Below are 23,551 nucleotides of genomic sequence, written 5' to 3' on the forward strand. Positions count from 1 at the left end.
GCTTATTGATAAAGCGAAGAGTGATTCGCAATAAGCGCCGTATCGCCCTTCCCCGCATCCGGGGAAGGGCGGATCCGTCTCAGCGCGTAGCCTTGCGACGCGTGGTGCCCAGGCCGATCTTCTTGGCCAGGGTGCGACGCTGCTCGGCATAGTTCGGTGCGACCATCGGATAGTCGGCGGGCAGGTTCCACTTGGCGCGGTACTGCTCCGGGGTCATCTGATAGTGAGTCATCAGGTGACGCTTCAGCATCTTCAACTTCTTGCCATCCTCGAGACAGACGATGAAGTCCGGCTTAATCGACGAACGCACCGAAACGGCAGGTTCCTGACGCAGTTCGGGCTGCTCGGTCGGGCTGCCGAGACCGGTCAGCGCACCATGAACATTCGAGATGAGAACAGGGAGATCAGCGACGGCGACGCTGTTGTTGCTGACGTGTGCCGCAACGATATCGGCAGTCAACGCGATAAGCGTATCCTGCAGATCGGTATGCATATCCATTATAATTCCTTCGACCCATTTTTTATCGGCTGCATTGCGTGCGCAGCCGTGACCAAGCCTATCGGCCGATGGGTCGGGCCACGCAAGTAACAAAAGATAAGAATACAGGTCTCATCAAAGCTCGCGGCGATAGGTGAAGGCATCGGAAACTAAGCCGCTTGTGCCGCGATAGTATGCGCGCCGCTGTCCCACCTTGGCGAAGCCGGCATTGCGATACAATTTGATCGCTTCGTTACCGTCACGAACCTCCAGATGCAGCGCGACCGCGCGCTTGTCCTGCGCATCGCCGATGACCGAGCGCAGCAACGCCGCGGCGACGCCACGCCGCCGCATCGCCGGGGCGGTGGCGAGCAACAGCAGTTCGACCTCGTCGACGGTCAGGCGCGACAAAGCGAAGCCGGCCGGCTGACCCTGAATCGAGGCGATCGTCAGCCACACGCCCGGTAGCGCCATGATGCCGAGGCACTGGCCGCGCGTCCAAGCTTCGCCGAACCGGGGGTCGAACGATTCGGCCATCAGCGATTCGACCAAAGCGAGATCGGACGTCGATCCGGTGCGCAGCTCGATCACGTTCAGCACGGTGCTCATGCGGGAACTCCCATCCGCGGGGCGGGCGGTTTGGCGTCGGGTGCGCGACCATAAATCGGACGCGCGGGCAGGGTCGCGAAATCGCCGTCCAGCAGGATCGCAGTCGCGGCGTCGGGCAGCATTTCGAAGGCGTCCAGGCCCGGCGCCAGCGATTCGAGATGACGCACGCCAGTCCCGAACGCGGCGCGGCCTTCCAATGCGGCCAAAGCGGCATCGGGACGCAGCGAGGCGAACGGCCCAGTCGCGGCGAATGGGGTTTTGGTGAACGCCTGCATGAAGACCTCGCCGTGCCCGCCCACCATGATTACGGCAAGCGCCGACAGGTCCGGCCGCTCGGCAAAGGCGGCAGCGGCGATCAGCGGAAGCGTGGAATAGCCGCGGACTTCCGCGCCCCATCCGAACGCGAGCGCGCGAGCGGCGGCGATACCGACGCGCACGCCGGTGAAGCTGCCGGGGCCGCAATCGACGAGGATATGGTCGGCGCGCCCGCCATCCGGCAGTTCGGCGATCATCGGGATGAGCCGTTCGGCATGGCCGCGTCCGACGACTTCGTGCCGGCGTGCGATCACGGCGCCGGATCCGATCAGGGCGACCGAACAGGCGGCGGTCGAGGTTTCGATGACCAGGATTTTCATCGTGAAATTGTCACCAGCCGTTCGTGGCCGGCATGTGCCGGCTTCGCGCCGTCCTTACCGCAGATCGGCGCCGCGACAAGCGCACCGCCGACGCCCATGATCATGCGATCGTGTTGAACTTCGCGAAATCCGGACGCGGCAGGCGCTCGTAGATAGACGACGGATCGCCATAGCCGAGCGTGGAGATGAAGTTGCTGCGCACCGACGGCGTTTCGGAGAAGAACGCCGCATCGACCTTGCCATTGTCGAACCCCGACATCGGCCCGGTATCCAGCCCAAGCGCCCGCGCGGCGATGATGAAATACGCCCCCTGCAACGTCGAATTGCGCATCGCGGATACCGCGCGCAGTTCCGCATTCCCGTCGAACCACGCCTTGGCGTCCGTGTGCGGGAAAAGTTCGGGAAGGTATTCGTGAAACTCGGTATCCATGCCGATGATCACGCTGACCGGCGCCTTCAGGATCTTGGGCGCGTTCTGCGCGCTGGTGCAATCGGCCAGCTTCTGCTTCGCCTCGTCGCTGACGACCCAGATGAGGCGCGCGGGCATCTGGTTGGCGGAGGTCGGCCCCCATCTCATCAGGTCCCAGATCGCGTGCAGGTCGGAGTCCGCGACGGGTTGATCGGTATAGCCGTTATAGGAGCGCGCGGTACGGAAGATCGTATCGAGCGCCGCGTCGGACAGCTTCTCGGTCATGGCTATACCTCGGAAATGAAGTCGGTGGGGATCAGACGGCGCGGACTTCGGTGACTTCCGGCACGTAATATTTCAGCAGCTGTTCGATGCCGTTCTTCAACGTCGCGCTGGACGACGGGCACCCGGCGCATGCGCCCTGCATCTTCAGATACACCTTGCCCTGATCGAAGCCGCGATAGACGATGTCGCCACCGTCATTCGCCACCGCCGGACGCACGCGTGTCTCAATCAGATCCTTGATCTGCGCGACGATGTCGGCATCCTCCGGGTTTTCGGCGAAGGTCTCGCTTTCGGTCGGGACGCTGAAACCGGCGGCGTTGCTCGGCTTGAACAATGGCATGCCGGCGGAAAAGTGATCCAGCAACGTGGCAAGCACGTCGCCCTTCAGGAACGCCCAGTCGGTGCCCGGCGCGGCCGTGACCGATACGAAATCGCTACCGAAGAATACGCCGGTCACGTCGCCAAGGTTGAACAACTGCTCGGCGAGCGGGCTGGCCTCGGCCTCCTCCGGCGTGGCGAAGTCGCGGGTGCCCGCATCCATGACGGTGCGGCCCGGCAGGAACTTCAGCGTGGCGGGATTGGGCGTGGTTTCAGTTTCGATCAGCATGCGACCGCATGTGGCGCGGGCGGGGCGCGTGCGCAAGGTTTCGAGCGGAAACGGTCGGTTTATGTGGTGCCTTAAAGCCCCTGCCATTTAGGGGAGGGGTTGGGGTGGGGCCGTGCAGCATCAACTAACGGCTGTCTCGATGAGATTGCACTGCCCCACCCCAACCCCTCCCCCTGAAGGGGAGGGGCTCAATAGCACGCTTTAAGCGTCGAGCGCCTTCATCGCGTCGTTCCACTTGGAGATGTTGCTGCGCGCTTCCTGCACGAAGGCCGACTTGCGCACGACGCGCAGGAAGAAGCCGGCGATCGCCTTGCCCGGATTGCGTAAGGGACGTTCGAATTGCACCAGCAGGACGACGCGGGTGCCGGACGTGTCGTTCCACACTTCGTGTTGGTACGTATCGTCGAACACCAGGGTCTCGCCCTCCGCCCAGCGGACGATGCGGGTATCGACGCGCATGCGGACGTCGCCGTCGCGCGGAACGATCAGGCCCAGATGACAGGTGATCAGGCCCTTCGTCACGCCGCGGTGATCGGGGATATGCGTACCGGGCGCGAGGATCGAGAAGAAGGCGCTGTTCAGGCCGGGGATCCGCTCGACGATCTTCGCGGTCTCGGGGCAGCGTTCCAGGTTGTCGTGGATCGGGAAGCCATAACCCCACAGGAAGAAGGACCGCCATTTGTTCATTTCCGCGATCGAGCGGTGATCGGGGGAGATCGTCGCGAGGCTGGGTGCGGCTTCGCCCTGCATGGCGACGCGGACGGCCTCGTCGCGGATCACCTGCCAATTGTCGCGCAGGATCGCGGTCCAGGCGAACTCACGCACGTCGAGGACGGGATCGTTCGGTACCAGCGACGACGATGCGATCAGCCGGTCGAAGAAACTGCGCAGGTGCTTACCGTATTTGATCAGGAACGGGCGGTTGCGTTCCGCCTCCATGCGGGCACCGGGGGCGGGCGCACCGGAAATCACATTCAGATCGGGGACGCGGATCGTGCCCTGGGCGGACGCGTTGCCCGAATCCCGACACATTTCGGACGATGCGGTGGTTTGCAGTGTCACGTCGGTTCCTGCCTTCGTTCCCGGCAACATGACGCCGCCGGGCATTTTTCCGTAATCCTCACGTTCCGGCGGCCCGCGCCCCCGCATCGTGCAAGAACGACCGTATCGATCCTATGGGTCCAAAACATGGCGTGAAGGGGCGCGATTCAGGCGGGGGCAAACGGCCCGCGGTTACTGGCGGGTTCAGGTGAAGGGCGCTATCAGTCGCGCCATGCATGTTTCTTCGCGCGCCGTGCGCCGTCCGCTGATCCTTTCCCTCCTGCTCGCTTTGACGCTGCCGGCCAGCGGACAGAATGTCGTGCCCGCCGCCCCGCAGGGTTCCGCAGCGGCGGCTGCTGCGGACAAGATCGACCGGACCAATTGGCTCTATGTCGGCAGCGACATCACGCCCGATCCGGCCTGGCACTACGGCACGCTGCCCAACGGCGTCCGTTATGCCGTCCGCCGCAACGGCGTTCCCCCCGGGCAGGTCGCGGTACGCGTCCGGATCGATGCCGGATCGCTGATGGAAAACGATAACGAGCGCGGCTTCGCCCATCTCGTCGAGCATCTCACCTTCCGCGGTTCCGAATATGTCCCGGATGGCGAGGCGAAGCGGATCTGGCAGCGTATGGGCACGACCTTCGGGTCGGACACCAACGCGCAGACGACGCCGACGGGCACGACCTACAAGCTCGACCTGCCCAGCGCGACCGAGGCCGGGCTGGACGAAAGCCTGAAGATCCTGGCGGGCATGGTCGATAACCCCAGCATCACGGCAGCGGCGCTGAACGCCGAACGTCCCGCGGTGCTGGCCGAGCAGCGCGAGGCGCCGGGGCCGCAGGTCCGCTTCAGCGACGCGCGGCTGGCGACGTTCTTCGCCGGACAGCCGCTCGCCGACCGCTCGCCCATTGGCACGATCGACAAGCTGAACGGTGCGACCCCCGAAAGCGTCCGCGCGTTCCACGATCGCTGGTATCGCCCGGAGCGCGCCGTCGTCGTCATCTCCGGCGATTTCGATCCGGCGGTGTTCGAACGGCTGGTCGCGAAGAACTTCTCCGACTGGAAGGGTGTCGGCCCGAAGCCGGCCGAACCCGATTTCGGCAAGCCCGACCCGTCCAAGCCGTCGACCGCCGTCGTATCAGAACCCAGCCTGCCTGCGATCGTCGGGTTCGCCGTGCTGCGTCCGTGGAAATATCAGGACGATACGATCCTGATGAACCAGAAGCGACTTGTGGATTCGGTCGCCGGTTCGGTGATCAGCCGCCGGCTGGAAACGCGGGCGCGGGCGGGGGGCAGCTTCATCAGCGCATCCGTCAACACGTCGAACGAATCGCGCAGTGCGGACATCACCTATGTCTCGATCGTGCCGATCGGCAACGACTGGGCGGCGGCGCTGAAGGATGTCCGCGCGGTGATCGAGGACGCGAAGGTCAATCCACCGAGCCAGGCCGAGATCGATCGCGAACTGTCCGACATCGACACGATCATGCGCACGTCGGTCGAGACGGCGAAGGCGGAGGCCGGCGCGGCGCAGGCCGACGACATGGTGCAGGCGGTCGATATCCGCGAGACGACGACCGCGCCCGCGACGATCTACGCCGTATTGCGCGACGCGATCCAGAAGAAGATGTTCACGCCGAAGACGGTGCTGGAATCGACGCAGCGCATCTTCACCGGCACCGCGCAGCGCGCCTTGCTGAACACGCCCACGCCCGAGGATGGCGCGGTGACCAAGCTGGCCGCCGTGTTGCAGGAAGACGTGTCGGGTCTCGCGGGGAAGCGCACGCGGCAGGGCAAGGTCGACTTCTCCAAGCTTCCGAAGCTCGGCAAGCCGGCGACGGTCGTCAGCCGCGAAAAGATCGACGATTTCGAGATGGAGAAGGTGGTCTTTTCCAACGGCGTCCGCCTGATGCTGCGCGTCAGCCCGGCGGAGGAGACGCGCGTCTATGTCCGCGTGCGCTTCGGCGGCGGGTATAATTCGCTGCCGGCGGATCGGCGCTCGCCGATCTGGGCGGCGGACGGCGCGATCGTCGGCGGCGGCGTCGGCAAGCTGCGTCAGGGCGATATCGACCAGATGACCGCCGGACGCCGGATCGGGCTTGATTTCGGGATCGACGACGACGCGTTCGTCTTCTCGGCGATGACCTCGCCGACCGATCTGGCGAACCAGTTGAAGCTGATGGCGGGCTATATGTCCGCGCCGGGCTGGGATCCGAACCCGCTCGCGCGGATCAAGTCGGTCACGCTCGCGCAATATGCCGGCTATGATTCGTCGCCCAGCGGTGTCCTGGCGCGCGATCTGGAAGGGCTGTTGCACGATGGCGACCCGCGCTGGGGCACGCCGACGCGCGAGGAAGTGACCGCGACGACCGCGGCCGATTCCCGCAAGCTGTGGGAACCGTTACTCCAGCAGGGACCGGTCGAGGTGCAGGTGTTCGGCGATATCGATGCCGAGGCGACGATCCGCGCGGTCGCCGCCAGCATCGGCGCGCTGCCGAAGCGTAGCCCGCCGCCGACCGCCGCGCCGCCAGTCCGCTTCCCCGCGCACAATGCCACTCCGTTGATCGAGACGCATGGGGGGCCGGACAATCAGGCGGTTGCCGTGATCGTCTGGCCGACCGGCGGCGGGATGGAGAACCAGTCCGACAGCACGTACCTGGACATCCTGGCGCAGGTGTTCAGCGACCGGCTGTTCGACCGGCTGCGCAGCGAGGCGGGCGCAAGTTATTCGCCGAGCGTGCAGAGCCAGTGGCCCGACGGTCTTGCATCCGGCGGTCGTCTGTTCGCGATCGGTCAGGTCACGCCCGCCAACGTCAACCTGTTCTTCAAGATGTCCCGCGAGATCGCGTCGGACCTGTACGCCAATCCGATCAGCGACGACGAGATGAAGCGCACGATCGAACCGATGAAGCAGCTCGTCCTGCGTCAGGCGACGGGCAATACGTTCTGGATCAATCAGGTCGAGAACGGCACCTATGACGACCGGCGCGTCGAGGGCCTGCGCCAGATGTTCCGCGATCTGGGCGGCGCGAATTCGGCGATGTTGCAGGTCGTGGCCCAAAAATACCTGAAGCCCGACGTCGACTGGACGATGGCCGTCGTACCGCGCGGACCGGACGGCAAGGCGGTCGCGCTGGCGCCCGCGCCCGCTACCGTGGCCCCCGCCGCCACGACGCCGGTAAAGGCCAAGCCGGCCGTCGGGGTGAAGAAGCGCGTAGAGGGGCGCTGATCTCTTTCTAAAGCCCCTCCCCTTCAGGGGAGGGGTTGGGGTGGGGGCGTCCAGATGGCAACAGAAGCCGAACTAAACGCGCGCGCAATAGAGATGCGCAGAAACCCGACCGAGCCCGAAAAACGGCTCTGGCGCCGGCTCTCGAACTCGCAACTCGCGGGCTTCAAGTTCCGCCGCCAGCATGTCGTGTATGAAGCGCAGGCGATCGTCGATTTCTTCTGCCCGGCATTAGGTCTGGCAGTGGAAATCGACGGGGACACGCACGACCCGTCCGCCGATGCGAGACGGGATGCCCGACTGGCACGCCTCGGTCTCACGACGTTTCGCGTTTCCAATCTCGACGTGATGCAGAACATGGACGGCGTGCTCGAGGCGATCTTGGCGAAGGTCTCGTCCCTCCCGCAGCGTTGGTCTAGCCGCACTGCCCCACCCCAACCCCTCCCCTGAAGGGGAGGGGCTTTTAAGCAGACTACCCCTTATACAAAGCGTCCAGCCGCGTGGCATACACTTCGCGCAGCACATGGCGGCGGATCTTCAGCGACGGGGTCAGTTGCTCGTTCTCGATCGTGAAGCCTTCGTCCGCCAGGATGAAGCGGCGGACGCGCTCGATCACCGACAGGTCCTTGTTGACGCGCTCGACCGCCGCGGTCAGCGCCGCGCGATATTCGGGGTTCTCCGCGAGCCGGCTGAAATTGCACGTGGCGCCTTCCCGCGCGCACCATTCCTGCGTCCAGTCGGGATCGGGGACCAGCACCGCGACCATATACGGCTTGCGATCGCCGTAGATCATCGCCTGCACGATCTCGTTCTGCAGCGTCAGCATGCCCTCGACCTTTTGCGGCGCGACATTGTCGCCCTTGTCGTTGACGATGATGTCCTTCTTGCGATCGGTGATCTTGATCCGGCCGTTCTCGTCGATCAGCCCGATATCGCCGGTGTGCAGCCAGCCGTCCTTCAGCACGCGCGCGGTTTCCGCCTCGTTGCGCCAGTAACCGTGCATCACCAGTTCGCCGCGCACCAGGATCTCGCCATCCTCGGCGATGCGCACTTCGGTATCGACCAGCACCGGACCCACCGAATCCATCCGGATCCCCGCCTTGGGCCGGTTGCAGGAGATGACCGGCGCAGCCTCGGTCTGGCCGTACCCCTGGAGAAAGGTGACACCAAGCGACTGGAAGAACAGCCCGACTTCCGGTGTCAGCGGCGCGCCGCCGGACACCATAGCCTTCATCCGCCCGCCGAACTTCTTCGCGATCTTCGGCTTGAACAAAGTCCGCACCATCAGCTGCGCCGGACGGTCCATCAGCCCGACGCGGCCTTCGCTTTCCTTCGCACCGATCTCCAGCGCCTTGTCGAGCAGGTAGGACGCCATACCGCCCTGTTTCTCGATCGCCTTGCTGATCCGGGTGCGGAGAACTTCGAACAGGCGGGGGACGACGAACATGATCGTCGGGCGCACCTCCTCGATATTCGCGGCCAGCTTGTCGAGGCTCTCGGCATAATAGATCTGCCCGCCAAGCCCGATCGGGAAATGCTGCCCGCCGGTATGTTCATAAGCGTGCGACAGCGGCAGGAAGGAGAGGAAGACCTCGTCGTCCCAGCCGAAATCCTCGGAAATGACCGCCGCGCATCCCTTCACGTTGTGCAGGATCGCGCCGTGATGCTGCATCACGCCGCGCGGCGCGCCGCCGGTGCCGCTGGTGTAGATGATGCAGGCCAGATCCTCGCGCTTGAAATCGGCCTGCGCGGCGGCATCCGCGGCGGTGGCGGGATGCTGTTCGATCAGCCGCGCCCAGACATGGCATTCCAGCCCCTGGGTCGGACGGATTTCGTCGATGCCGATGACGATCTTCGCCGCGGAGGACCGGATCGCGGCGGGCAGCAACGTCTTCGCCAGCTTCGAATTCGACACGATGATCGCGCGCGCGCCCGAATTCTCGATGATGTGCGCATGATCGCGTTCGGTGTTGGTGACATAGGTGGGGACGGTGACGCACCCCGCGGCCATGATCGCCAGATCGCTGATGCACCATTCCGGCCGGTTTTCGCTGACCAGCATGACGCGGTCGCCGCGCTCCAGCCCGATCGCGCGCAGCCCGGCGGCAAGGCTCGCCACCTGCGTCGCCGCGTCCGCCCAGCTTAGCGACACCCAGTTCCCGCCCGCCTTGTGCCACAGGAACGGTTTGCCGCCTTCCGACGCCGCCCGCGTGAAGAACATCGTCACAAGGTTGGGGAAATGTTCGAGCGTGCGCATGGGCCTCTTCCTGGGATGCCCAATTCTGCGTCGGGCGACTGTTGTTTGTGAAGGTCTTACGGTGAGTGGTTCTGGTCCGCCAGTCTTAAGGCCGTGGACGACCTCGCGGCGGCGCGGTATCGCCCGGCGGCTGGCCTGCGGGAGAAGTTGCATGAAGTTGGTTCGGACACTCCTGACGGCCTGCGTATCGCTGTCGCTGGCCTCCTGCGTTTCGGTCGAGCGCCGGGCGGACGCCCCGATCGCTGCGGCACCGAAAAGCGATGCGAAGATCTTCGCCGTGGCCGCAAATCCGCTGGCGACCGAAGCGGGCATGGCGGTCCTGCGGCGGGGCGGCAGCGCGGTGGATGCGGCGATCGCGATGCAGGCGATGCTGTCGCTCGCCGAACCGCAAAGCTCGGGTATCGGCGGGGGCGCGTTTCTCACTTATTATGACGGCAAGACGAAGCGCGTGTCGATCTTCGACGGGCGCGAGACGGCACCGGCGGGTGCCACACCGGACATGTTTCTGGACGATTCCGGGAAACCGTTGACCTATGCTCAGGCGGTGTTGAGTGGGCGCGCGACGGGTGTGCTCGGCGCGGTGAAGATGCTGGCACTGGCGCATTCGAAGCATGGCGTATTGCCGTGGCGGACGTTGTTCGGGGATGCGGAACGCACCGCGCGCGACGGCTTCATCGTGTCGCCGCGACTGGGCCGGTTCCTGGCCAGCGGCGCTTTCCCGGAAAGCAACGCGCCCGACGTGCTGAAGTATTTCGCGCGGCAGGGCGGCGGGTTGCTGCGCCCCGGCGATCGCCTGCGCAATCCTGCCTTCGCCGAATTTCTGGGGCGGTTGGCGGCGGAGGGTCCGGATGCGCTGTATACGGGCGAGACCGCACGCCGGATCGTCGCGAAGGTCCACGAAGGCGAATTGGCGAGCACTATGACGCTGGCCGATCTGGCGGCCTATCGCCCGATCGAGCGTGAGGCGCTGTGCGGCCGGTACCGGGTCTATGTCGTGTGCGTTCCGCCGCCGCCGTCCAGCGGGGTCGGTATGCTGCAATTGCTGATGCTCCTGGAACGCACGGACATCGCAAGTCGTGGGCCGACCGATCCCAGGGCGTGGATGCTGTTCGCGGAGGCGAGCCGGCTGATGTATGCGGACCGCGACCAATATGTCGGCGATCCAGCGTTCGTGTCGGTGCCCGTGAAGGGGATGATCGACCCGGCCTATGTCGATGCGCGCGCGAAACTGATCGGCGATCGCGCCGGTGCCGCGCCGCCTGCGGGCCAGCCCGCCGGTGCGACCGTCGCGGGGCGCGACCGGACGCTGGAGCCGATGGGCACGTCGCACTTCGTCGTCGGCGATGCGCAGGGCAATGTCGTGTCGATGACGACGACGGTCGAATCGATCTTCGGCACGGGGCGGATGGTCGACGGCTTCTTCCTCAACAACCAGATGACCGATTTCTCGTTCGCGCCCCGCGATGCGCAGGGCCGGCCGATGGCGAATGCGGTCGCCGCCGGAAAACGCCCGCGATCGTCGATGACGCCGCTGATCATGCTGGATGCGCAGGGCGGGTTCGCGGGCGCGCTCGGCTCTGCGGGTGGCAATTCGATCCTCGCTTATGTCGGCAAGTCGATGGTCGGTGCGGTCGATTGGGGATTGCCGATGCAGGACGCGCTGGCGCTGCCGAATCTCGTCGCGCGCGGTTCATCGTTCCAGGGCGAGGTAACGAAGTTCTCCCCGGCCTTGCTCAGCGGGCTGCGTGCGTTGGGCATCGAGTTGCGGCCGGGGCAGGGTGAGGATTCGGGATTGCAGGGCGTCATCGTACGCAGCGGCGTGGTCGATGGCGGCTATGATCCGCGGCGCGAGGGCCGGTTCCTGATCGAGGCTGCGCCCGCCCGGTAGAGTGGCGGTACTCTAGCAGCGGAGCCGCAAAATCCCCTTTCCCGTTCGTTTCGAGCGAAGTCGAGAAACCCTCGCGATTGTCCGCTGGGCCAGTTTCTCGACTACGCTCGAAACGAACGGGGGGCGGGCTTTACCCGTCCACCCCAACCGCATCCGCCACCGACGCGAACCCGTCGCGTTCCAGCAAGGCGGCCAGCCCGGTGACGATCCGGTGCGGCAAACCCGGCCCCGCGAACACCAGCGCCGAATAGAGCTGGACGAGGCTCGCCCCGGCGCGAAGGCGGGCATAGGCTTCCCCGGCGCTGTCGATCCCTCCGACGGAAATCAGCGGGATCGCGCCGCCGGTCGCCTTGCGGAAATCGGCCAGACGCGCGCGTGCCAGCTTGGCGAGCGGGGCGCCGGACAGGCCACCCGTCTCCTTGGCATTGTCCGATTTCAGCGCCGGCCGCGACAACGTGGTGTTGCTGACGATCAGCGCGTCGATGCCGTGATCGATCGCGGCGCGGGCGATGCCGTCGATCTCGTGCGCGTTCAGATCGGGCGCGACCTTCAGGAACAGCGGCCGTCGGACGGGCACGTGTCGCGCGGCATCGGCGGCCGCGAGCAATTCGGCCAGCGCCGCGCCGTGTTGCAGATCGCGCAGGCCCGGCGTGTTGGGCGAGGAGATGTTGATCGTGATGTAATCCGCGACCTGCGCCGCCGTTTCCACGCCGATGCGATAGTCGAGGATCCGGTCGGCCGCATCCTTGTTGGCGCCCACATTGACCCCCAGAATGCCGTTCCGCCTCGCAGCTTGCGCGCGCGGCATCGCCGCCTGGATGCCGCCATTGTTGAAGCCCAGCCGGTTGATGATCGCGCGATCCTGAACCAGCCGGAATATCCGCGGCTTCGGGTTGCCCGGCTGGGGCAGGGGGAGTCAGCGTCCCGATCTCGACGCTGCCGAAGCCGAGCCCGAAAAATCCGTCGATCGCATGTCCGTCCTTGTCGACGCCCGCTGCCAGCCCGACCGGATTGGCGAAATCCAGCCCCGCCACCGTGGATCGCAGGCGGGCATCGTCCACCACGCGCGCGAACGGCGTGCCGCTGCTTCCCCAGGTCGACAACATGCGAATCGTCAGCCCGTGCGCACGTTCGGCGTCGAGGGCGAAAAGAACGGGGCGGGCGAGCGGGAAAAGCATGGCGAGGCAATGGCACCGCGACGCGATCCGGTCAAAGCGGGTCTGATCGAAGCCATACCGGGTGGAATGGCGCTTTCGTACAATACAAAAGGCCGAATCGGTGCTTTATACGCGCTGCGACCCAAAGAATCCTTTCGCAACAGGGGGTTCTTTACCTTTGGCCCGGCCGGTTTACCGTCCGGGCCACTTTTCTTTCCGGGACCCTGCGGATACCGCTCGAGTCGAAAGAACAGCGGGGGCGCGATCTTGGCAGAGATACAGTTGGATTACGTACTGCCGGCCGCGGATCTGTCCGATTACGTAACCCTGTTCTACAGCTTTTCGGCGGACGTGCCGTTATTCGAGGATGCCGAGCGGCCGTATAACGCGCAATTGCGGTTCCGGCTGTCCGATGGCGCGACTCGCTACGAATTCTTCGACGGTTCGGTGCATTGTCCGGCACCCGCGCATGTGATCGGACCGACCAGCGGACCGGTCCGATCCAGCGTCGTCGGACCGGCACGGGTGTTCGGCATGGGCCTGACCGCGGCGGGCTGGACCGCGATGATCGGCAGCGAGGCGTCGTCGGCGCTGAACCGCGTGATCGATGCCAACACGATCTTCGGCGCGGCGCGATTGCGGGCGGCGACGAAGGCGCTGAAACGGACGACCGATCTGGCGGAAAGCGTGGCGATCGGCGAGGCGCTGGTGCGGGATTTGGTGCGCAACGGGCATCCGGGCGTGTCCGATCTCATCCGCCAGATCGAGGATTGGCTGGCCGGATCGCCATCGCCGGATATCGAGGATCTGATCGCCGCGACGGGCCTGTCGCGCCGACAGGTCGAGCGGCGCTGCAAGGCGGCGTATGGCGCCCCGCCGAAGCTGCTGGCGCGAAAGTACCGGGCCTTGCGCGCGGCGTCCGTCCTGACGCTGGACGGGATCGCGATCGACGACGTCATCGCGCGTGGATCTCTACGACCAGTCGCACCTGATCCGCGAGGTGAAGCAGTTCACCGGGCTGACACCGCGGCAATTGCGCGCGCAACCGACGATCCTGCGACATCTGACGATAACGCAACGTGCCGCGCTGGGCGGACAGGGCCACCCGCCGACGCATGATGCCTGATCGTCATCGCGCGGCTTGACCGCGAGGGCCGGTGCCCCCACATGCAATCGGACGGAATTGATCCGATTTGAGAGTCACTCGCAACAATGCGCTTATCCAGTCTTGCCGACTATGCCGTGGTGATGATGTCCGCCGCCGCGCGCCATTGCGGCGGCTCGGCGCGGCTGAACGCGACGACGCTGGCGGGCGAGACGGGCGTTCCGCTGCCGACCGTGCAGAAGCTGGTCAGCCGCCTCTCGTCCGCGGGCCTGATCGAGAGCACGCGCGGCACCGGCGGCGGTTTCCGTTTGTCGCGCCCGGCGGCGGCGATCTCGCTCGCCGATATTATCGAGGCGGTCGAAGGGCCGATCGCGCTCACATCGTGCGTCGAAAGCGGGCGGAACGACTGCGTACACGAGGTAAAGTGCCAGGTCCGGCCGCACTGGAACGCCGTGAACGAAGCGATGCGCGGCGCACTGGCCGGGGTGTCCTTGGCGCGCCTGTCCTCGCCGCCGAAAATTGAAATGGCGCCTGGCGCCAGCGAAATGGCGCATGCCGCCGGGGTGATGAACTGATGGCCACGAAGAATGCCGAGGCGCATGCCGCCGCGAACAAGACGTACGAATGGGGTTTCCATTCGGACATCGAACAGGAATTCGCGCCCAAGGGATTGAGCGAGGATACCGTCCGTTTCATCTCGGCCAAGAAGGGCGAGCCGGAATGGATGCTGGACTGGCGGCTGAAGGCATATCGCCTGTGGTTGACGCTGGAGGCGCCGAACTGGGCGAAGCTGCAACTCGACCCGATCGATTATCAGGACGCCTATTATTACGCCGAGCCGAAGGTGAAGCCGAAACTCGGCTCGCTGGACGAGGTCGATCCCGAGATCCTGCGCGTCTACGAAAAACTAGGCATCCCGATCGAGGAGCAGAAGATGCTCGCCGGGGTCGAGGGCGCGCGCCGCGTCGCGGTGGACGCGGTGTTCGACAGCGTCTCCGTCGCGACAACGTTCCGCAAGGAACTGGAGGCGGCCGGCGTCATCTTCCGGTCGATCAGCGAGGCGATCAAGGAATATCCCGATCTGGTTCGCAAATGGCTCGGCAAGGTCGTGCCCGCGCATGACAATTATTTCGCTGCCTTGAACTGCGCGGTCTTCAGCGACGGCACGTTTGTCTACATTCCCGAAGGCGTGCGCTGCCCGATGGAGCTCAGCACCTATTTCCGCATCAATGCGGAGAATACCGGACAGTTCGAACGGACGTTGATCGTCGCGGACAAGGGGTCGTACGTCTCCTATCTCGAAGGCTGCACCGCGCCGATGCGCGACGAGAACCAGTTGCACGCCGCCGTGGTCGAACTGGTCGCGCTGGACGATGCCGAGATCAAATATTCGACCGTGCAGAATTGGTATCCGGGCGACGAGAACGGCAAGGGCGGGATCTACAATTTCGTCACCAAGCGCGCGCTCTGCTCCGGCAAGAACAGCAAGGTCAGCTGGACCCAAGTCGAGACCGGCAGCGCGATAACGTGGAAATACCCGTCCTGCGTTCTTTCGGGCGAAAACAGCGTCGGCGAGTTCTACTCGGTCGCCGTCACGAACAATCGCCAGCAGGCGGATACCGGCACGAAGATGATCCACCTCGGCAAGGGATCGCGTTCGACGATCGTGTCGAAGGGGATTTCGGCCGGCCGCTCGGACAACACCTATCGCGGCCTCGTCCGCGTCGCGCCGACCGCGGAGGGCGTGCGCAACTTCACGCAGTGCGACAGCCTGCTGCTCGGCGACCAGTGCGGCGCACACACCGTGCCGTATATCGAGGTGCGCAACCCGTCCGCGCAGATCGAGCATGAAGCGACCACGTCCAAGATCAGCGACGACCAGATGTTCTACGCTATGCAGCGCGGGCTGGATTCGGAGAGCGCAGTGGCGCTGATCGTGAATGGGTTTGCGCGCGAGGTTTTGCAGCAATTGCCGATGGAATTCGCGGTGGAAGCGCAGAAGCTGCTGGGAATCTCGCTTGAGGGGAGCGTGGGGTGAATCTGACGCCGCAAGATACCGACCGGCGCACTGACTCCCCTCCCCTTCAGGGGAGGGGCCGGGGGTGGGGACTCTCCGCAGAGTATTTGGCGCTGTTGCACCAGCGGGCCGCCGAAATGCGTCGTGTTCCTACTGAGCCGGAGAAACGCCTCTGGCGCGTTTTGTCCAACCGTCAGTTGCAAGGCCATAAGTTTCGCCGTCAGGCCGTGATCGACCGTTTCATCGCCGATTTCCTCTGCCCGGAAAAAGCACTGATAATCGAGGTGGACGGCGATACGCATGATGATGCCAAGGACCGGCTGCGGGACGATGTGCTGGCGGGGCAGGGGTATCGCGTATTGCGGGTGACCAATCAGGACGTGGTGCGAAATTTGGACGGGGTCGCCGCTGCTATTGTCGCGGCGCTGAACGCGGCACCGGCCCGCTGGGCGAGGCCCCACCCCAACCCCTCCCCTGAAGGGGAGGGGCTAGAAGGATGACTATGCTTAAAATCGAAAACCTCCACGCCGAAATCGACGGTAAGGAAATCCTCAAGGGCCTGTCCCTCACCGTCAATGCGGGTGAAATCCACGCGATCATGGGGCCGAACGGCGCGGGCAAGTCCACGCTCGGTTATGTCCTCGGTGGTCGCCCCGGATACGAAGTGACCGGCGGATCGGTCGCGTTCGACGACACCGACCTGCTCGAACTCGAACCGCACGAACGCGCCGCTGCCGGCCTGTTCCTCGGCTTCCAATACCCGGTCGAAATCCCCGGCGTGTCCAACGTTCAGTTCCTGCGCGAGGCGCTCAACGCGCAGCGCAAGGGCCGCGAGGAAAAGCCGCTGTCGGGTGGTGAATTCCTCAAGCTCGCGCGCGCGCAGGCCGATGCGCTGTCGATGGATCAGGAGATGCTCAAGCGTCCGGTGAACGTCGGCTTCTCGGGCGGCGAGAAGAAGCGCAACGAGATGGTGCAGATGGGCATCATCGACCCGAAGCTGGCAATCCTCGACGAGACGGACAGCGGGCTGGACATCGATGCGCTGCGCGTCGTCGGCGACGGCATCAACCGCATCATGCGCAAGCCCGACAAGGCGGTGATCCTCATCACGCACTATCAGCGGCTGCTCGACTATGTGAAGCCGGACTTCGTCCACGTCCTCGCCGCCGGCCGGATCATCCGTTCCGGCGGGCCTGAACTCGCGCTGGAACTCGAAGCCGAAGGCTATGGGGCAGTCGCCGCATGAGCGCCGTGCAGATCCTCCCCGGAACGGGGAGGGGGACCGCGAAGCGGTGGAGGGGTTCTCCACAAGCGTTTCGCCCGCGGCGCTCCCCTCCACCATTCGCCGGAAGGGGCGAATGGTCCCCCTCCCCGTGCCGGGGAGGATCGCCGATGACCGCGCTTCCGACCCGTCGTGACGAATCCTGGCGCTATAGCGATCTGGAGGCTGTCGCCTCGGTCTGGCCCGTTCCCGCCGCCGAACTGGTCGAGGTGCCGGCCGGCAAACACGTCTCGCGCGTAATCGTGCAGGACGCCGCCCTCGATGCCGTCGCGATCCGCGATTACCGCGTCGTGCTGCACAAGGGCGCGACCGCGACGTTCCATGTGCTGAACACCGGCGGCAAGCTGGGGCGCGTGACGATCGACGTGACCTGCCATGAGGGATCGCATTTCGAACTCGGCGGCGCGATGCTCGGTGGTGGTGAACAGACGCTGGAGATCGTCACCACGCTCAACCATATCGAGCCGAATGCGACGAGCAATCAGGTCGTCCGCTCGGTGCTGGGCGGGCGCGCGACCGGATCGTATCTCGGGAAGGTCGCGGTGTCGCGCGCCGCGCAGAAAACCGATGCCTCGCAAAGCGTCAAGGCGATGCTGCTGACGCGCACGGCAACCGCCAACGCCAAGCCCGAACTCGAAATCTTCGCCGACGACGTGAAGTGCGCGCATGGTGCAACGGTCGGTGAAATGGACGCGATGGCGTTGTTCTACCTCGCCTCACGCGGCATCGCGCCGGCTGAGGCCAAGGTGTTGTTGTTGCAGGCATTCGTCGCGGGCGCGTTCGCGGAGATCGCGGACGAGGGCGAACGCGCGACGGTAGAGGCCGCTGCGCTTGCGGCGCTGGAGCGGATGTTGTGACCGAGCATGGTCTTCTCCCCTCCCTGCAAGGGAGGGGCCGGGGTGGGTCGCGTCGTGCGATACCGATAGGGCAAGCCCGACCCAGCCGTATCGCCAGGCTTCCACCCACCCCCAACCCCTCCCTTGCAGGGAGGGGAGTCAGTGAGCGTGATGCAGGATACCCGCCCCCTCGACGTCGTCGCGGACTTCCCGGCGATCCCGGAGGGCTGGGCCTATCTCGACACCGCGGCCACGTCGCAAAAGCCGCAGCCGGTGATCGACGCGATCACGCGCGGCTACGACACGACCTATGCCACCGTGCATCGCGGCGTGTATCAGCGCTCTGCCGACATGACCCTGGCCTATGAGGCGGCGCGCCGTCGGGTCGCTAGCTTCATCGGCGCGACGACGCCCGACGAGATCGTCTTCGTGCGCGGCGCGACCGAGGGGATCAATCTGGTCGCAGAGTGCTGGGCCGGCACGCAGTTGAAGGCGGGCGACCGCATCCTGTTGTCGATGCTGGAACATCACAGCAATATCGTGCCGTGGCAGATGGTGGCGGAACGCGTCGGCGCCGCGATCGACGTAATCCCGCTGACTGCCGATCACCGTATCGATCTGGACGCGATGCGCGCGATGATCACGCCTGCGCATAAGCTGGTCGCACTGGCGCACGTTTCCAACGTGCTGGGATCGGTGCTGGATGCGGCGAAGGCGACCGAGATCGCGCATTCGGTCGGCGCGAAGATTCTGATCGACGGATGCCAGGCCGTGCCGCGCATGCGTGTCGATGTCGCCGCGATCGGTTGCGACTTTTACGTCTTTTCGGGCCACAAGCTTTACGGTCCGACCGGGATCGGCGTGTTGTGGGGCCGGGCCGACCTGCTCGACGCGATGCCGCCCTATCAGGGGGGCGGCGCGATGATCGACCGCGTCACGTTCGCGAAGACGACTTATGCGCCGCCGCCGGGCCGGTTCGAGGCGGGGACGCCGCATATCGTTGGGGTGCTCGGGCTGCACGCCGCGATCGATTATGTCGAGGGTATCGGGCTGGACGCGATCCATGCGCACGAGACCGCATTGGTCGCGAAGACGCGCGATGCGCTGGCGCAGATCAATTCGGTGCGCCTGTTCGGGCCGGAAGATGCGGCCGGGATCGTCAGTTTTTCGATCCAGGGGTGCATCCGCACGACGTCGGCACCATCTTGGACGAGGCACGGGTCGCCATCCGCGCCGGCCATCATTGCGCGCAGCCACTGATGGAGATGCTCGGCGTGGATGCGACCGCGCGGGCGAGTTTTGGCGTATATAACGGGGCGGCGGACGTCGATGCGCTCGTCTCAGGCATTCAGCGGGTAACGAGGATCTTCGGATGAACGAAGAACACAGGTTCGTAGTCGAGGAAGTGACGTCGGTCGAGGCGCCACCCAAGGCGCGCGTCGATACGACACCAGCGCCGGCAGAGCGTAAGCGCGACTATCTCGAAGGGTTCCTCGCGCAGAAGCCCGTCGGCGATGCGCCGGGCGAGCCGGGCGGCGCTCTGTACGAGGCGGTGGTCGAGGCGCTGAAGGAAATCTACGATCCCGAAATTCCGGTCAACATCTACGATCTCGGCCTGATCTACGGCGTCGATGTCACGACCGAAGGCCATGCCGTCGTCACGATGACGCTGACGACGCCGAACTGCCCGGTCGCGGAATCCATGCCGATGGAGGTCGAACTGCGCGTCGGCGCGGTTCCCGGCGTCGGATCGTCCGAGGTCAACCTTGTCTGGGATCCGGCATGGGATCCGCAGAAGATGAGCGACGAGGCGAAGCTCGAATTGGGGATGCTGTAATGGCGACGATCGCACGACCACGCCCCGCCGCGCTGATCCTGACGGCATCGGCCGAAGCGCGCATCGCCGAGTTGATGGGCAAGGCGCCCGCCGAGGCGATCGGCGTGAAGCTGTCCACCCCGCGTCGCGGCTGTTCTGGCCTGGCCTATTCGGTCGACTACGTCACTGAAGCCAAGCCGTTCGACGAGCGGATCGACACCGCGGGCGGGACGCTGTTCGTGGACGGCGGATCGATCCTGTACCTGATCGGCAGCACGATGGATTGGGTCGAGGACGATTTCGCCGCCGGGTTCGTCTTCGCCAATCCGAACGCCAAGGGCGCATGCGGCTGCGGGGAAAGCTTCACCGTCTGAGGCGGACCCTATAACGCCAGCTTGAATCCGTAATGGCTCTTCGTCCAGCCGAGCCGTTCGTAGAAGCGGTGCGCATCCTCCCGCGTGCGCATCGACATCAACTGCACGAACGAACATCCCCGGGCCCGGAAGCGCTCGACCGCCCAGTCGATCATCTGCCCGCCAATGCCGTGCCCGCGCATATCGCCGGAAACCCGAACCGCTTCGATCAAACCGCGCCACGACCCGCGGAACGCGATGCCGGGAATGTAGGTCAACTGCATCGTACCGACGAGCCGGCCGTCCAGCTCTGCGACGATGCTTTCCTGATTGGGGTCGGCATGGATCGCCTCGAACGCCGCGATATAGCGCGGATCGAGCGGTAGCCCCGGATCCTCGCGACCCTTGCTGCTTTCGTCATCGTCCAGCAACGCGACGATCGCTTCCAGATCCTCGCGCATCGCGACCCGGAAGATCGCGCCCGTCACTGGCAGCCCGTCGTGCGCGACGACCAGGTGAGATTGGCGATCTTCCAGCTGCCATTCTCGCGGACCAGATCGAAGTGATCGACGCCGCAATGGTGCAGCTTCCCGTCGGTCAGGAAGACGTAGGGTCCCCACACCATCGCAATGTCGCCGTCCACCTCGATCGCCGGGTCGGACATTCGTTCCTCCATGCGCGGCCCGCCCGGCTGGAACCGGGAGGGCAGGGTGGCGAAGTCGATCCGGCGCACGGTGCGTGTGCCATCCGCCTTTTCGTCCACCGCCGTCGCGCTGCCGCCCTCCCGCAACGTCCGTGCGATCGCCGCTGGATCTGCCGCCGCGATGCCGGCGAAAAGCGCGTTGACCGGCGCCATGACCGACGCCTCGTCCGTGCCGGGGGCGGCAGGCCGGTGCCCTTCGGCATGTCCTGGATGGGTGTCGTCTGTGCGAGCAGCAAGGCGGCGAAAGCGGCGGTGAACATGGCGGCATCCTGCGATGATCTGGAGCCACCGTGGTAGAGATGCGATGTCACCTTCGCCAGCACCGTAACCGACCGCGAGCCGCGCCCAAAAAAAGCGGCCCCCGCCCGTTCGGGAAGGAGCCGCATAGTTCGGGGGGACGTGTCTCCGGAAGGTCGTTCCCGGATCGGCCAGGAACGTTTCCGAGAGAAGTCATCCTGTCCGGACCATCCGACACCGACGCGGGAAGCGCCGACGCACCGAACGGCCCTGCACACCGGAGCGCGTCGGGGTGACGCGCAACGGCGAACGTGGCCAGGACTTGTCAGGAGAGGGCTCCCGACGACGACCATCGATACAGCGGTTCGGTGTCTCGCGTGACGCGTCTATGTGACGAAATGTTGCCGGAAAATTCGTCGGCGGGCGGCAAAAGTTGACCCGAAGCGGCCCCACCCTTACCTCCTGTCGATAATGACTCCACATCTCGACACCCCGGAAAGCCCGTCCTCGATCGTTCTGGTCGAGGATGATCCCGCGCTGCGCACGCTGACGACGCGCGCCCTGCAGCAGAACGGCTATGTCGTGCGCCCGGCCTGTTCCGCGCCGGAGATGTGGCAGGCGCTGGAGGCCGGTCCGACCGATCTCGTCCTGCTCGACATCATGCTGCCCGGCACCAACGGTATCGACCTGTGCCGCGCGCTGCGCCAGAAAAGCGACGTCCCGATCATCTTCATCAGCGCGAAGGGCAGCGAGACGGACCGCGTCGTCGGGCTGGAACTGGGCGCGGACGATTATATCGCCAAGCCGTTCGGCACGTCCGAACTCGTCGCCCGGGTGCGCGCTGTGCTGCGGCGTGGTGCCCTCGACCGGCGCCACGGCCGGCCGGAACAGGGCATCCTGACCTTCGACGGGTGGCAGGCGATCCTGTCGCGGCGCGAACTGCTGTCGCCATCGGGCGCGCAGGTCGAACTGACGGGGGCGGAATTCGACCTGTTGATCAGCCTGCTCGACCATGCCGGCCGCGTCATCGCGCGCGAACGGTTGATCGAACTGTCGCGCACGCGGCTGGGCGACAGTTCAGACCGCAGCGTCGACGTGCTCGTCAGCCGCCTGCGCCGCAAGCTCAGCCATGACGGCAAGCCCGCGCCGATCGTCACGGTGCGCGGCGTCGGCTATATGTTGAACGTCGCGGTCAACCGCAGTTGAAGCGCCTGATGCGGCCCTCGATCGGCATTGCCGGTCGGATCGTCGCCATATTGCTCCTGACGCTATTGCTCGAATTCGGGGTCAGCACCCTGCTGTACGAACGCGCGAGCCGCTTCGCCGTGCGCGAGGACGAGGCGCACCGGCTCGCCGAACATCTGGTCATCAGCCGCAAGCTGATCGCCGACGAACCGCCCGAGAAGCGCGCGGACGAGGCGGCCGAACTCACCACCGATCGCTATGCCCTGCGCTGGGAACGCGCCTTGCCGCCGCCGCCGCCCATCTCGCCCTCGCTCGATAGCATGCGCGCGCAGATCCTGGCATGGGAACCCGCGCTGGAACGGTCGGACCTGCGCGTCCAGCTCGTGTCGCCGGGGCGCAATCCCTATGTCACCGGCGGGCTGAAACTGCCCGATGGCAGCTGGCTGTATTTCCGCACGATCGAACCGCTCGTCACGGTCAACCTGGCGTTCGAACGCATCTTGCTGACCCTGATCCCCGCCATCGCGATGATGATCGTCGCCATCCTGCTCGTCCGGCGCATGCTGTTCCCGCTCAGGCGACTGGCGGCGGCGGCGGACGATTTCGGCGCGGCGAACGTGGACGAGGTGCCCGAGGCCGGGCCGGGCGACGTGCGCCGCGTCACCGCCGCGTTCAACCGCATGCAGCAACGCATCCGCCGCCTCATCTCGGATCAGACGCAGGCGCTGGCGGCGGTCGGCCACGATCTGCGCACGCCGCTTGCCCGGCTGAAGCTGCGCGCCGACGGGATCCAGGACGCAGCCCTGCGTCAGGCGATGGAAGGCGATGTCGCGGAAATGAGCGCGATGGTCGATTCGCTGCTGGCCTTCCTCGGCGGCAATGACGATCCCGAACGGCCCGTGCGCATCGATCTCGCCGTGACCGCGGAAACGATCGTGGATGCATTGTGCGATGCGGGCCATGACGTGCGGTATGAAGGCCCCGATCATCTGGAACTGACGATCAAGCCCATGTCGCTGAAGCGCGCGATCAACAACCTCACCGGCAATGCGGTCCGATACGGCGAGAAAGTCTGGGTGCGCGTGTCGCAGGACGATGGCGACGTCACGATCGCGGTCGAGGATGACGGTCCGGGCATCCCGGAACGCGACCTGTCGCGCGTGCTGGAGCCGTTCGTAAGGCTGGACGATGCGCGCGGCCGCGATACGGTCGGCTTCGGGCTGGGCTTGCCGATCGTGGTGCGCACGCTGGAAACGATCGGTGGCCGGCTGATCTTGTCGAACCGTTCGCCGCACGGCCTGCGTGCCGCAATCCTGCTGCCACGAATGACAGACATGAATCTTTACGAACATGCCGGACCGCAGCAAAGGCCGGCAGCTATATCCTGAATGCACAACCGCGCCACGACGCGCGGAGCATGAC

At 65.4% G+C, this 23,551-nt stretch carries 22 protein-coding genes and 2 pseudogenes; 14 read left to right on the forward strand and 10 right to left on the reverse strand.

Features of this window, described 5'->3' with window-relative positions; translation table 11 throughout:
* Positions 1 to 79: 79 nt before the first annotated feature.
* The 6 genes from H5J25_RS07090 to H5J25_RS07115 all read right to left on the reverse strand — a co-directional run bounded on the left by H5J25_RS07090 (position 80) and on the right by H5J25_RS07115 (position 4,172).
* Complete coding sequence (locus H5J25_RS07090) at positions 80 to 499, reverse strand: MucR family transcriptional regulator (RefSeq protein WP_202095331.1); 420 nt, start codon at positions 497 to 499, stop codon at positions 80 to 82.
* 114 nt (positions 500 to 613) lie between these two features.
* Positions 614 to 1,087 carry a GNAT family N-acetyltransferase gene (locus H5J25_RS07095; protein WP_202095332.1) on the reverse strand — a complete coding sequence of 158 codons (474 nt, stop codon included), beginning with the start codon at positions 1,085 to 1,087 and terminating at the stop codon, positions 614 to 616.
* Positions 1,084 to 1,722 (reverse strand): tRNA (adenosine(37)-N6)-threonylcarbamoyltransferase complex dimerization subunit type 1 TsaB, encoded by a 639-nt coding sequence (tsaB, locus tag H5J25_RS07100; RefSeq protein WP_202095333.1) that lies wholly within the window; start codon positions 1,720 to 1,722, stop codon positions 1,084 to 1,086. Before tsaB ends, H5J25_RS07095 begins: the two co-directional genes overlap by 4 nt.
* Positions 1,723 to 1,822: 100 nt before the next feature.
* On the reverse strand, positions 1,823 to 2,416 hold the full coding sequence (locus tag H5J25_RS07105; RefSeq protein WP_202095334.1) for a malonic semialdehyde reductase: 594 nt from the start codon (positions 2,414 to 2,416) through the stop codon (positions 1,823 to 1,825).
* A gap of 31 nt (positions 2,417 to 2,447) precedes the next feature.
* Entirely contained in the window at positions 2,448 to 3,023 is a 576-nt protein-coding gene (locus tag H5J25_RS07110; RefSeq protein WP_202095335.1) for a NifU family protein, read from the reverse strand.
* A gap of 201 nt (positions 3,024 to 3,224) precedes the next feature.
* On the reverse strand, positions 3,225 to 4,172 hold the full coding sequence (locus H5J25_RS07115; protein WP_225883409.1) for an aspartyl/asparaginyl beta-hydroxylase domain-containing protein: 948 nt from the start codon (positions 4,170 to 4,172) through the stop codon (positions 3,225 to 3,227).
* A 100-nt stretch (positions 4,173 to 4,272) separates the two neighbouring features.
* Here H5J25_RS07115 and H5J25_RS07120 point away from each other — a divergent pair, with 100 nt between their 5' ends.
* Both H5J25_RS07120 and H5J25_RS07125 read left to right on the forward strand, forming a co-directional pair.
* Positions 4,273 to 7,296, forward strand: coding sequence for a M16 family metallopeptidase (locus H5J25_RS07120; RefSeq protein WP_225883410.1), 3,024 nt, complete (start codon positions 4,273 to 4,275; stop codon positions 7,294 to 7,296).
* Positions 7,297 to 7,389: 93 nt separating this feature from the next.
* Positions 7,390 to 7,743 (forward strand): endonuclease domain-containing protein, encoded by a 354-nt coding sequence (locus H5J25_RS07125; protein WP_263973962.1) that lies wholly within the window; start codon positions 7,390 to 7,392, stop codon positions 7,741 to 7,743.
* A 22-nt stretch (positions 7,744 to 7,765) separates the two neighbouring features.
* On the opposite strand, the gene H5J25_RS07130 is transcribed toward H5J25_RS07125, so the two are convergent.
* The gene (locus H5J25_RS07130; RefSeq protein WP_202095338.1) at positions 7,766 to 9,550 is read right to left on the reverse strand and encodes an AMP-dependent synthetase/ligase; all 1,785 of its coding nucleotides are present in this window, start codon (positions 9,548 to 9,550) and stop codon (positions 7,766 to 7,768) included.
* Positions 9,551 to 9,701: 151 nt separating this feature from the next.
* On the opposite strand from H5J25_RS07130, the gene H5J25_RS07135 reads away from it, so the two are divergent.
* On the forward strand, positions 9,702 to 11,438 hold the full coding sequence (locus tag H5J25_RS07135) for a gamma-glutamyltransferase family protein (protein ID WP_202095339.1): 1,737 nt from the start codon (positions 9,702 to 9,704) through the stop codon (positions 11,436 to 11,438).
* Between the two features lie 130 nt (positions 11,439 to 11,568).
* Here H5J25_RS07135 and H5J25_RS07140 read toward each other — a convergent pair.
* A pseudogene (locus H5J25_RS07140) lies at positions 11,569 to 12,616 on the reverse strand (quinone-dependent dihydroorotate dehydrogenase).
* A 261-nt stretch (positions 12,617 to 12,877) separates the two neighbouring features.
* On the opposite strand from H5J25_RS07140, the gene H5J25_RS07145 reads away from it, so the two are divergent.
* The 9 genes and pseudogenes from H5J25_RS07145 (at position 12,878) to H5J25_RS07185 (ending at position 20,025) form a co-directional block, all read left to right on the forward strand.
* Positions 12,878 to 13,714, forward strand: coding sequence for a helix-turn-helix transcriptional regulator (locus tag H5J25_RS07145; RefSeq protein ID WP_225883411.1), 837 nt, complete (start codon positions 12,878 to 12,880; stop codon positions 13,712 to 13,714).
* 93 nt (positions 13,715 to 13,807) lie between these two features.
* Positions 13,808 to 14,275, forward strand: a complete 468-nt coding sequence (locus H5J25_RS07150; protein ID WP_202095340.1) for an SUF system Fe-S cluster assembly regulator — start codon at positions 13,808 to 13,810, stop codon at positions 14,273 to 14,275.
* Positions 14,275 to 15,738 carry a Fe-S cluster assembly protein SufB gene (sufB, locus tag H5J25_RS07155; protein ID WP_202095341.1) on the forward strand — a complete coding sequence of 488 codons (1,464 nt, stop codon included), beginning with the start codon at positions 14,275 to 14,277 and terminating at the stop codon, positions 15,736 to 15,738. The genes H5J25_RS07150 and sufB overlap by 1 nt, the downstream gene beginning before the upstream one ends.
* 86 nt (positions 15,739 to 15,824) lie before the next feature.
* A complete protein-coding gene (locus H5J25_RS07160; protein WP_225883412.1) occupies positions 15,825 to 16,217 on the forward strand; it encodes an endonuclease domain-containing protein in 393 nt (130 codons plus the stop codon).
* Entirely contained in the window at positions 16,214 to 16,963 is a 750-nt protein-coding gene (gene sufC, locus H5J25_RS07165; protein ID WP_450097629.1) for a Fe-S cluster assembly ATPase SufC, read from the forward strand. Before H5J25_RS07160 ends, sufC begins: the two co-directional genes overlap by 4 nt.
* A gap of 146 nt (positions 16,964 to 17,109) precedes the next feature.
* Positions 17,110 to 17,856, forward strand: coding sequence for a SufD family Fe-S cluster assembly protein (locus H5J25_RS07170; protein WP_202095343.1), 747 nt, complete (start codon positions 17,110 to 17,112; stop codon positions 17,854 to 17,856).
* Positions 17,857 to 18,006: 150 nt separating this feature from the next.
* Positions 18,007 to 19,211 (forward strand): annotated as a pseudogene (locus H5J25_RS07175) (cysteine desulfurase).
* Positions 19,208 to 19,672 carry an SUF system Fe-S cluster assembly protein gene (locus H5J25_RS07180; RefSeq protein WP_202095344.1) on the forward strand — a complete coding sequence of 155 codons (465 nt, stop codon included), beginning with the start codon at positions 19,208 to 19,210 and terminating at the stop codon, positions 19,670 to 19,672. The pseudogene H5J25_RS07175 and the gene H5J25_RS07180 overlap by 4 nt, the downstream one beginning before the upstream one ends.
* The gene (locus H5J25_RS07185) at positions 19,672 to 20,025 is read left to right on the forward strand and encodes a HesB/IscA family protein (RefSeq protein ID WP_202095345.1); all 354 of its coding nucleotides are present in this window, start codon (positions 19,672 to 19,674) and stop codon (positions 20,023 to 20,025) included. Before H5J25_RS07180 ends, H5J25_RS07185 begins: the two co-directional genes overlap by 1 nt.
* 8 nt (positions 20,026 to 20,033) lie before the next feature.
* On the opposite strand, the gene H5J25_RS07190 is transcribed toward H5J25_RS07185, so the two are convergent.
* Together H5J25_RS07190 and H5J25_RS07195 are read right to left on the reverse strand one after the other, a co-directional pair.
* A complete protein-coding gene (locus H5J25_RS07190) occupies positions 20,034 to 20,492 on the reverse strand; it encodes a GNAT family N-acetyltransferase (protein WP_225883413.1) in 459 nt (152 codons plus the stop codon).
* Positions 20,489 to 20,860: a nuclear transport factor 2 family protein gene (locus H5J25_RS07195; protein WP_225883414.1), complete on the reverse strand. Its 372-nt coding sequence runs from the start codon at positions 20,858 to 20,860 to the stop codon at positions 20,489 to 20,491. The genes H5J25_RS07190 and H5J25_RS07195 overlap by 4 nt, the downstream gene beginning before the upstream one ends.
* A gap of 555 nt (positions 20,861 to 21,415) precedes the next feature.
* On the opposite strand from H5J25_RS07195, the gene H5J25_RS07200 reads away from it, so the two are divergent.
* Positions 21,416 to 22,150 carry a response regulator transcription factor gene (locus H5J25_RS07200; RefSeq protein WP_202095346.1) on the forward strand — a complete coding sequence of 245 codons (735 nt, stop codon included), beginning with the start codon at positions 21,416 to 21,418 and terminating at the stop codon, positions 22,148 to 22,150.
* An 8-nt stretch (positions 22,151 to 22,158) separates the two neighbouring features.
* Entirely contained in the window at positions 22,159 to 23,517 is a 1,359-nt protein-coding gene (locus tag H5J25_RS07205; protein ID WP_225883415.1) for an ATP-binding protein, read from the forward strand.
* The last annotated feature ends 34 nt before the right edge of the window (positions 23,518 to 23,551 follow it).

Origin of the sequence: Sphingomonas aliaeris (assembly GCF_016743815.1) — a bacterium.
In the GTDB taxonomy this organism is placed as follows: domain Bacteria; phylum Pseudomonadota; class Alphaproteobacteria; order Sphingomonadales; family Sphingomonadaceae; genus Sphingomonas; species Sphingomonas aliaeris.

Bases quoted from the DNA above. Each gene is read 5' to 3' on its own strand.
- H5J25_RS07090 (WP_202095331.1), bottom strand. From the start codon at position 499: ATGGATATGCATACCGATCTGCAGGATACGCTTATCGCGTTGACTGCC.
- H5J25_RS07095 (WP_202095332.1), bottom strand. From the start codon at position 1,087: ATGAGCACCGTGCTGAACGTGATCGAGCTGCGCACCGGATCGACGTCC.
- tsaB (WP_202095333.1), bottom strand. From the start codon at position 1,722: ATGAAAATCCTGGTCATCGAAACCTCGACCGCCGCCTGTTCGGTCGCC.
- H5J25_RS07105 (WP_202095334.1), bottom strand. From the start codon at position 2,416: ATGACCGAGAAGCTGTCCGACGCGGCGCTCGATACGATCTTCCGTACC.
- H5J25_RS07110 (WP_202095335.1), bottom strand. From the start codon at position 3,023: ATGCTGATCGAAACTGAAACCACGCCCAATCCCGCCACGCTGAAGTTC.
- H5J25_RS07115 (WP_225883409.1), bottom strand. From the start codon at position 4,172: ATGCGGGGGCGCGGGCCGCCGGAACGTGAGGATTACGGAAAAATGCCC.
- H5J25_RS07125 (WP_263973962.1), top strand. From the start codon at position 7,390: ATGCGCAGAAACCCGACCGAGCCCGAAAAACGGCTCTGGCGCCGGCTC.
- H5J25_RS07130 (WP_202095338.1), bottom strand. From the start codon at position 9,550: ATGCGCACGCTCGAACATTTCCCCAACCTTGTGACGATGTTCTTCACG.
- H5J25_RS07135 (WP_202095339.1), top strand. From the start codon at position 9,702: ATGAAGTTGGTTCGGACACTCCTGACGGCCTGCGTATCGCTGTCGCTG.
- H5J25_RS07150 (WP_202095340.1), top strand. From the start codon at position 13,808: ATGCGCTTATCCAGTCTTGCCGACTATGCCGTGGTGATGATGTCCGCC.
- sufB (WP_202095341.1), top strand. From the start codon at position 14,275: ATGGCCACGAAGAATGCCGAGGCGCATGCCGCCGCGAACAAGACGTAC.
- sufC (WP_450097629.1), top strand. From the start codon at position 16,214: ATGACTATGCTTAAAATCGAAAACCTCCACGCCGAAATCGACGGTAAG.
- H5J25_RS07170 (WP_202095343.1), top strand. From the start codon at position 17,110: ATGACCGCGCTTCCGACCCGTCGTGACGAATCCTGGCGCTATAGCGAT.
- H5J25_RS07180 (WP_202095344.1), top strand. From the start codon at position 19,208: ATGAACGAAGAACACAGGTTCGTAGTCGAGGAAGTGACGTCGGTCGAG.
- H5J25_RS07185 (WP_202095345.1), top strand. From the start codon at position 19,672: ATGGCGACGATCGCACGACCACGCCCCGCCGCGCTGATCCTGACGGCA.
- H5J25_RS07195 (WP_225883414.1), bottom strand. From the start codon at position 20,860: ATGGCGCCGGTCAACGCGCTTTTCGCCGGCATCGCGGCGGCAGATCCA.
- H5J25_RS07200 (WP_202095346.1), top strand. From the start codon at position 21,416: ATGACTCCACATCTCGACACCCCGGAAAGCCCGTCCTCGATCGTTCTG.
- H5J25_RS07205 (WP_225883415.1), top strand. From the start codon at position 22,159: ATGCGGCCCTCGATCGGCATTGCCGGTCGGATCGTCGCCATATTGCTC.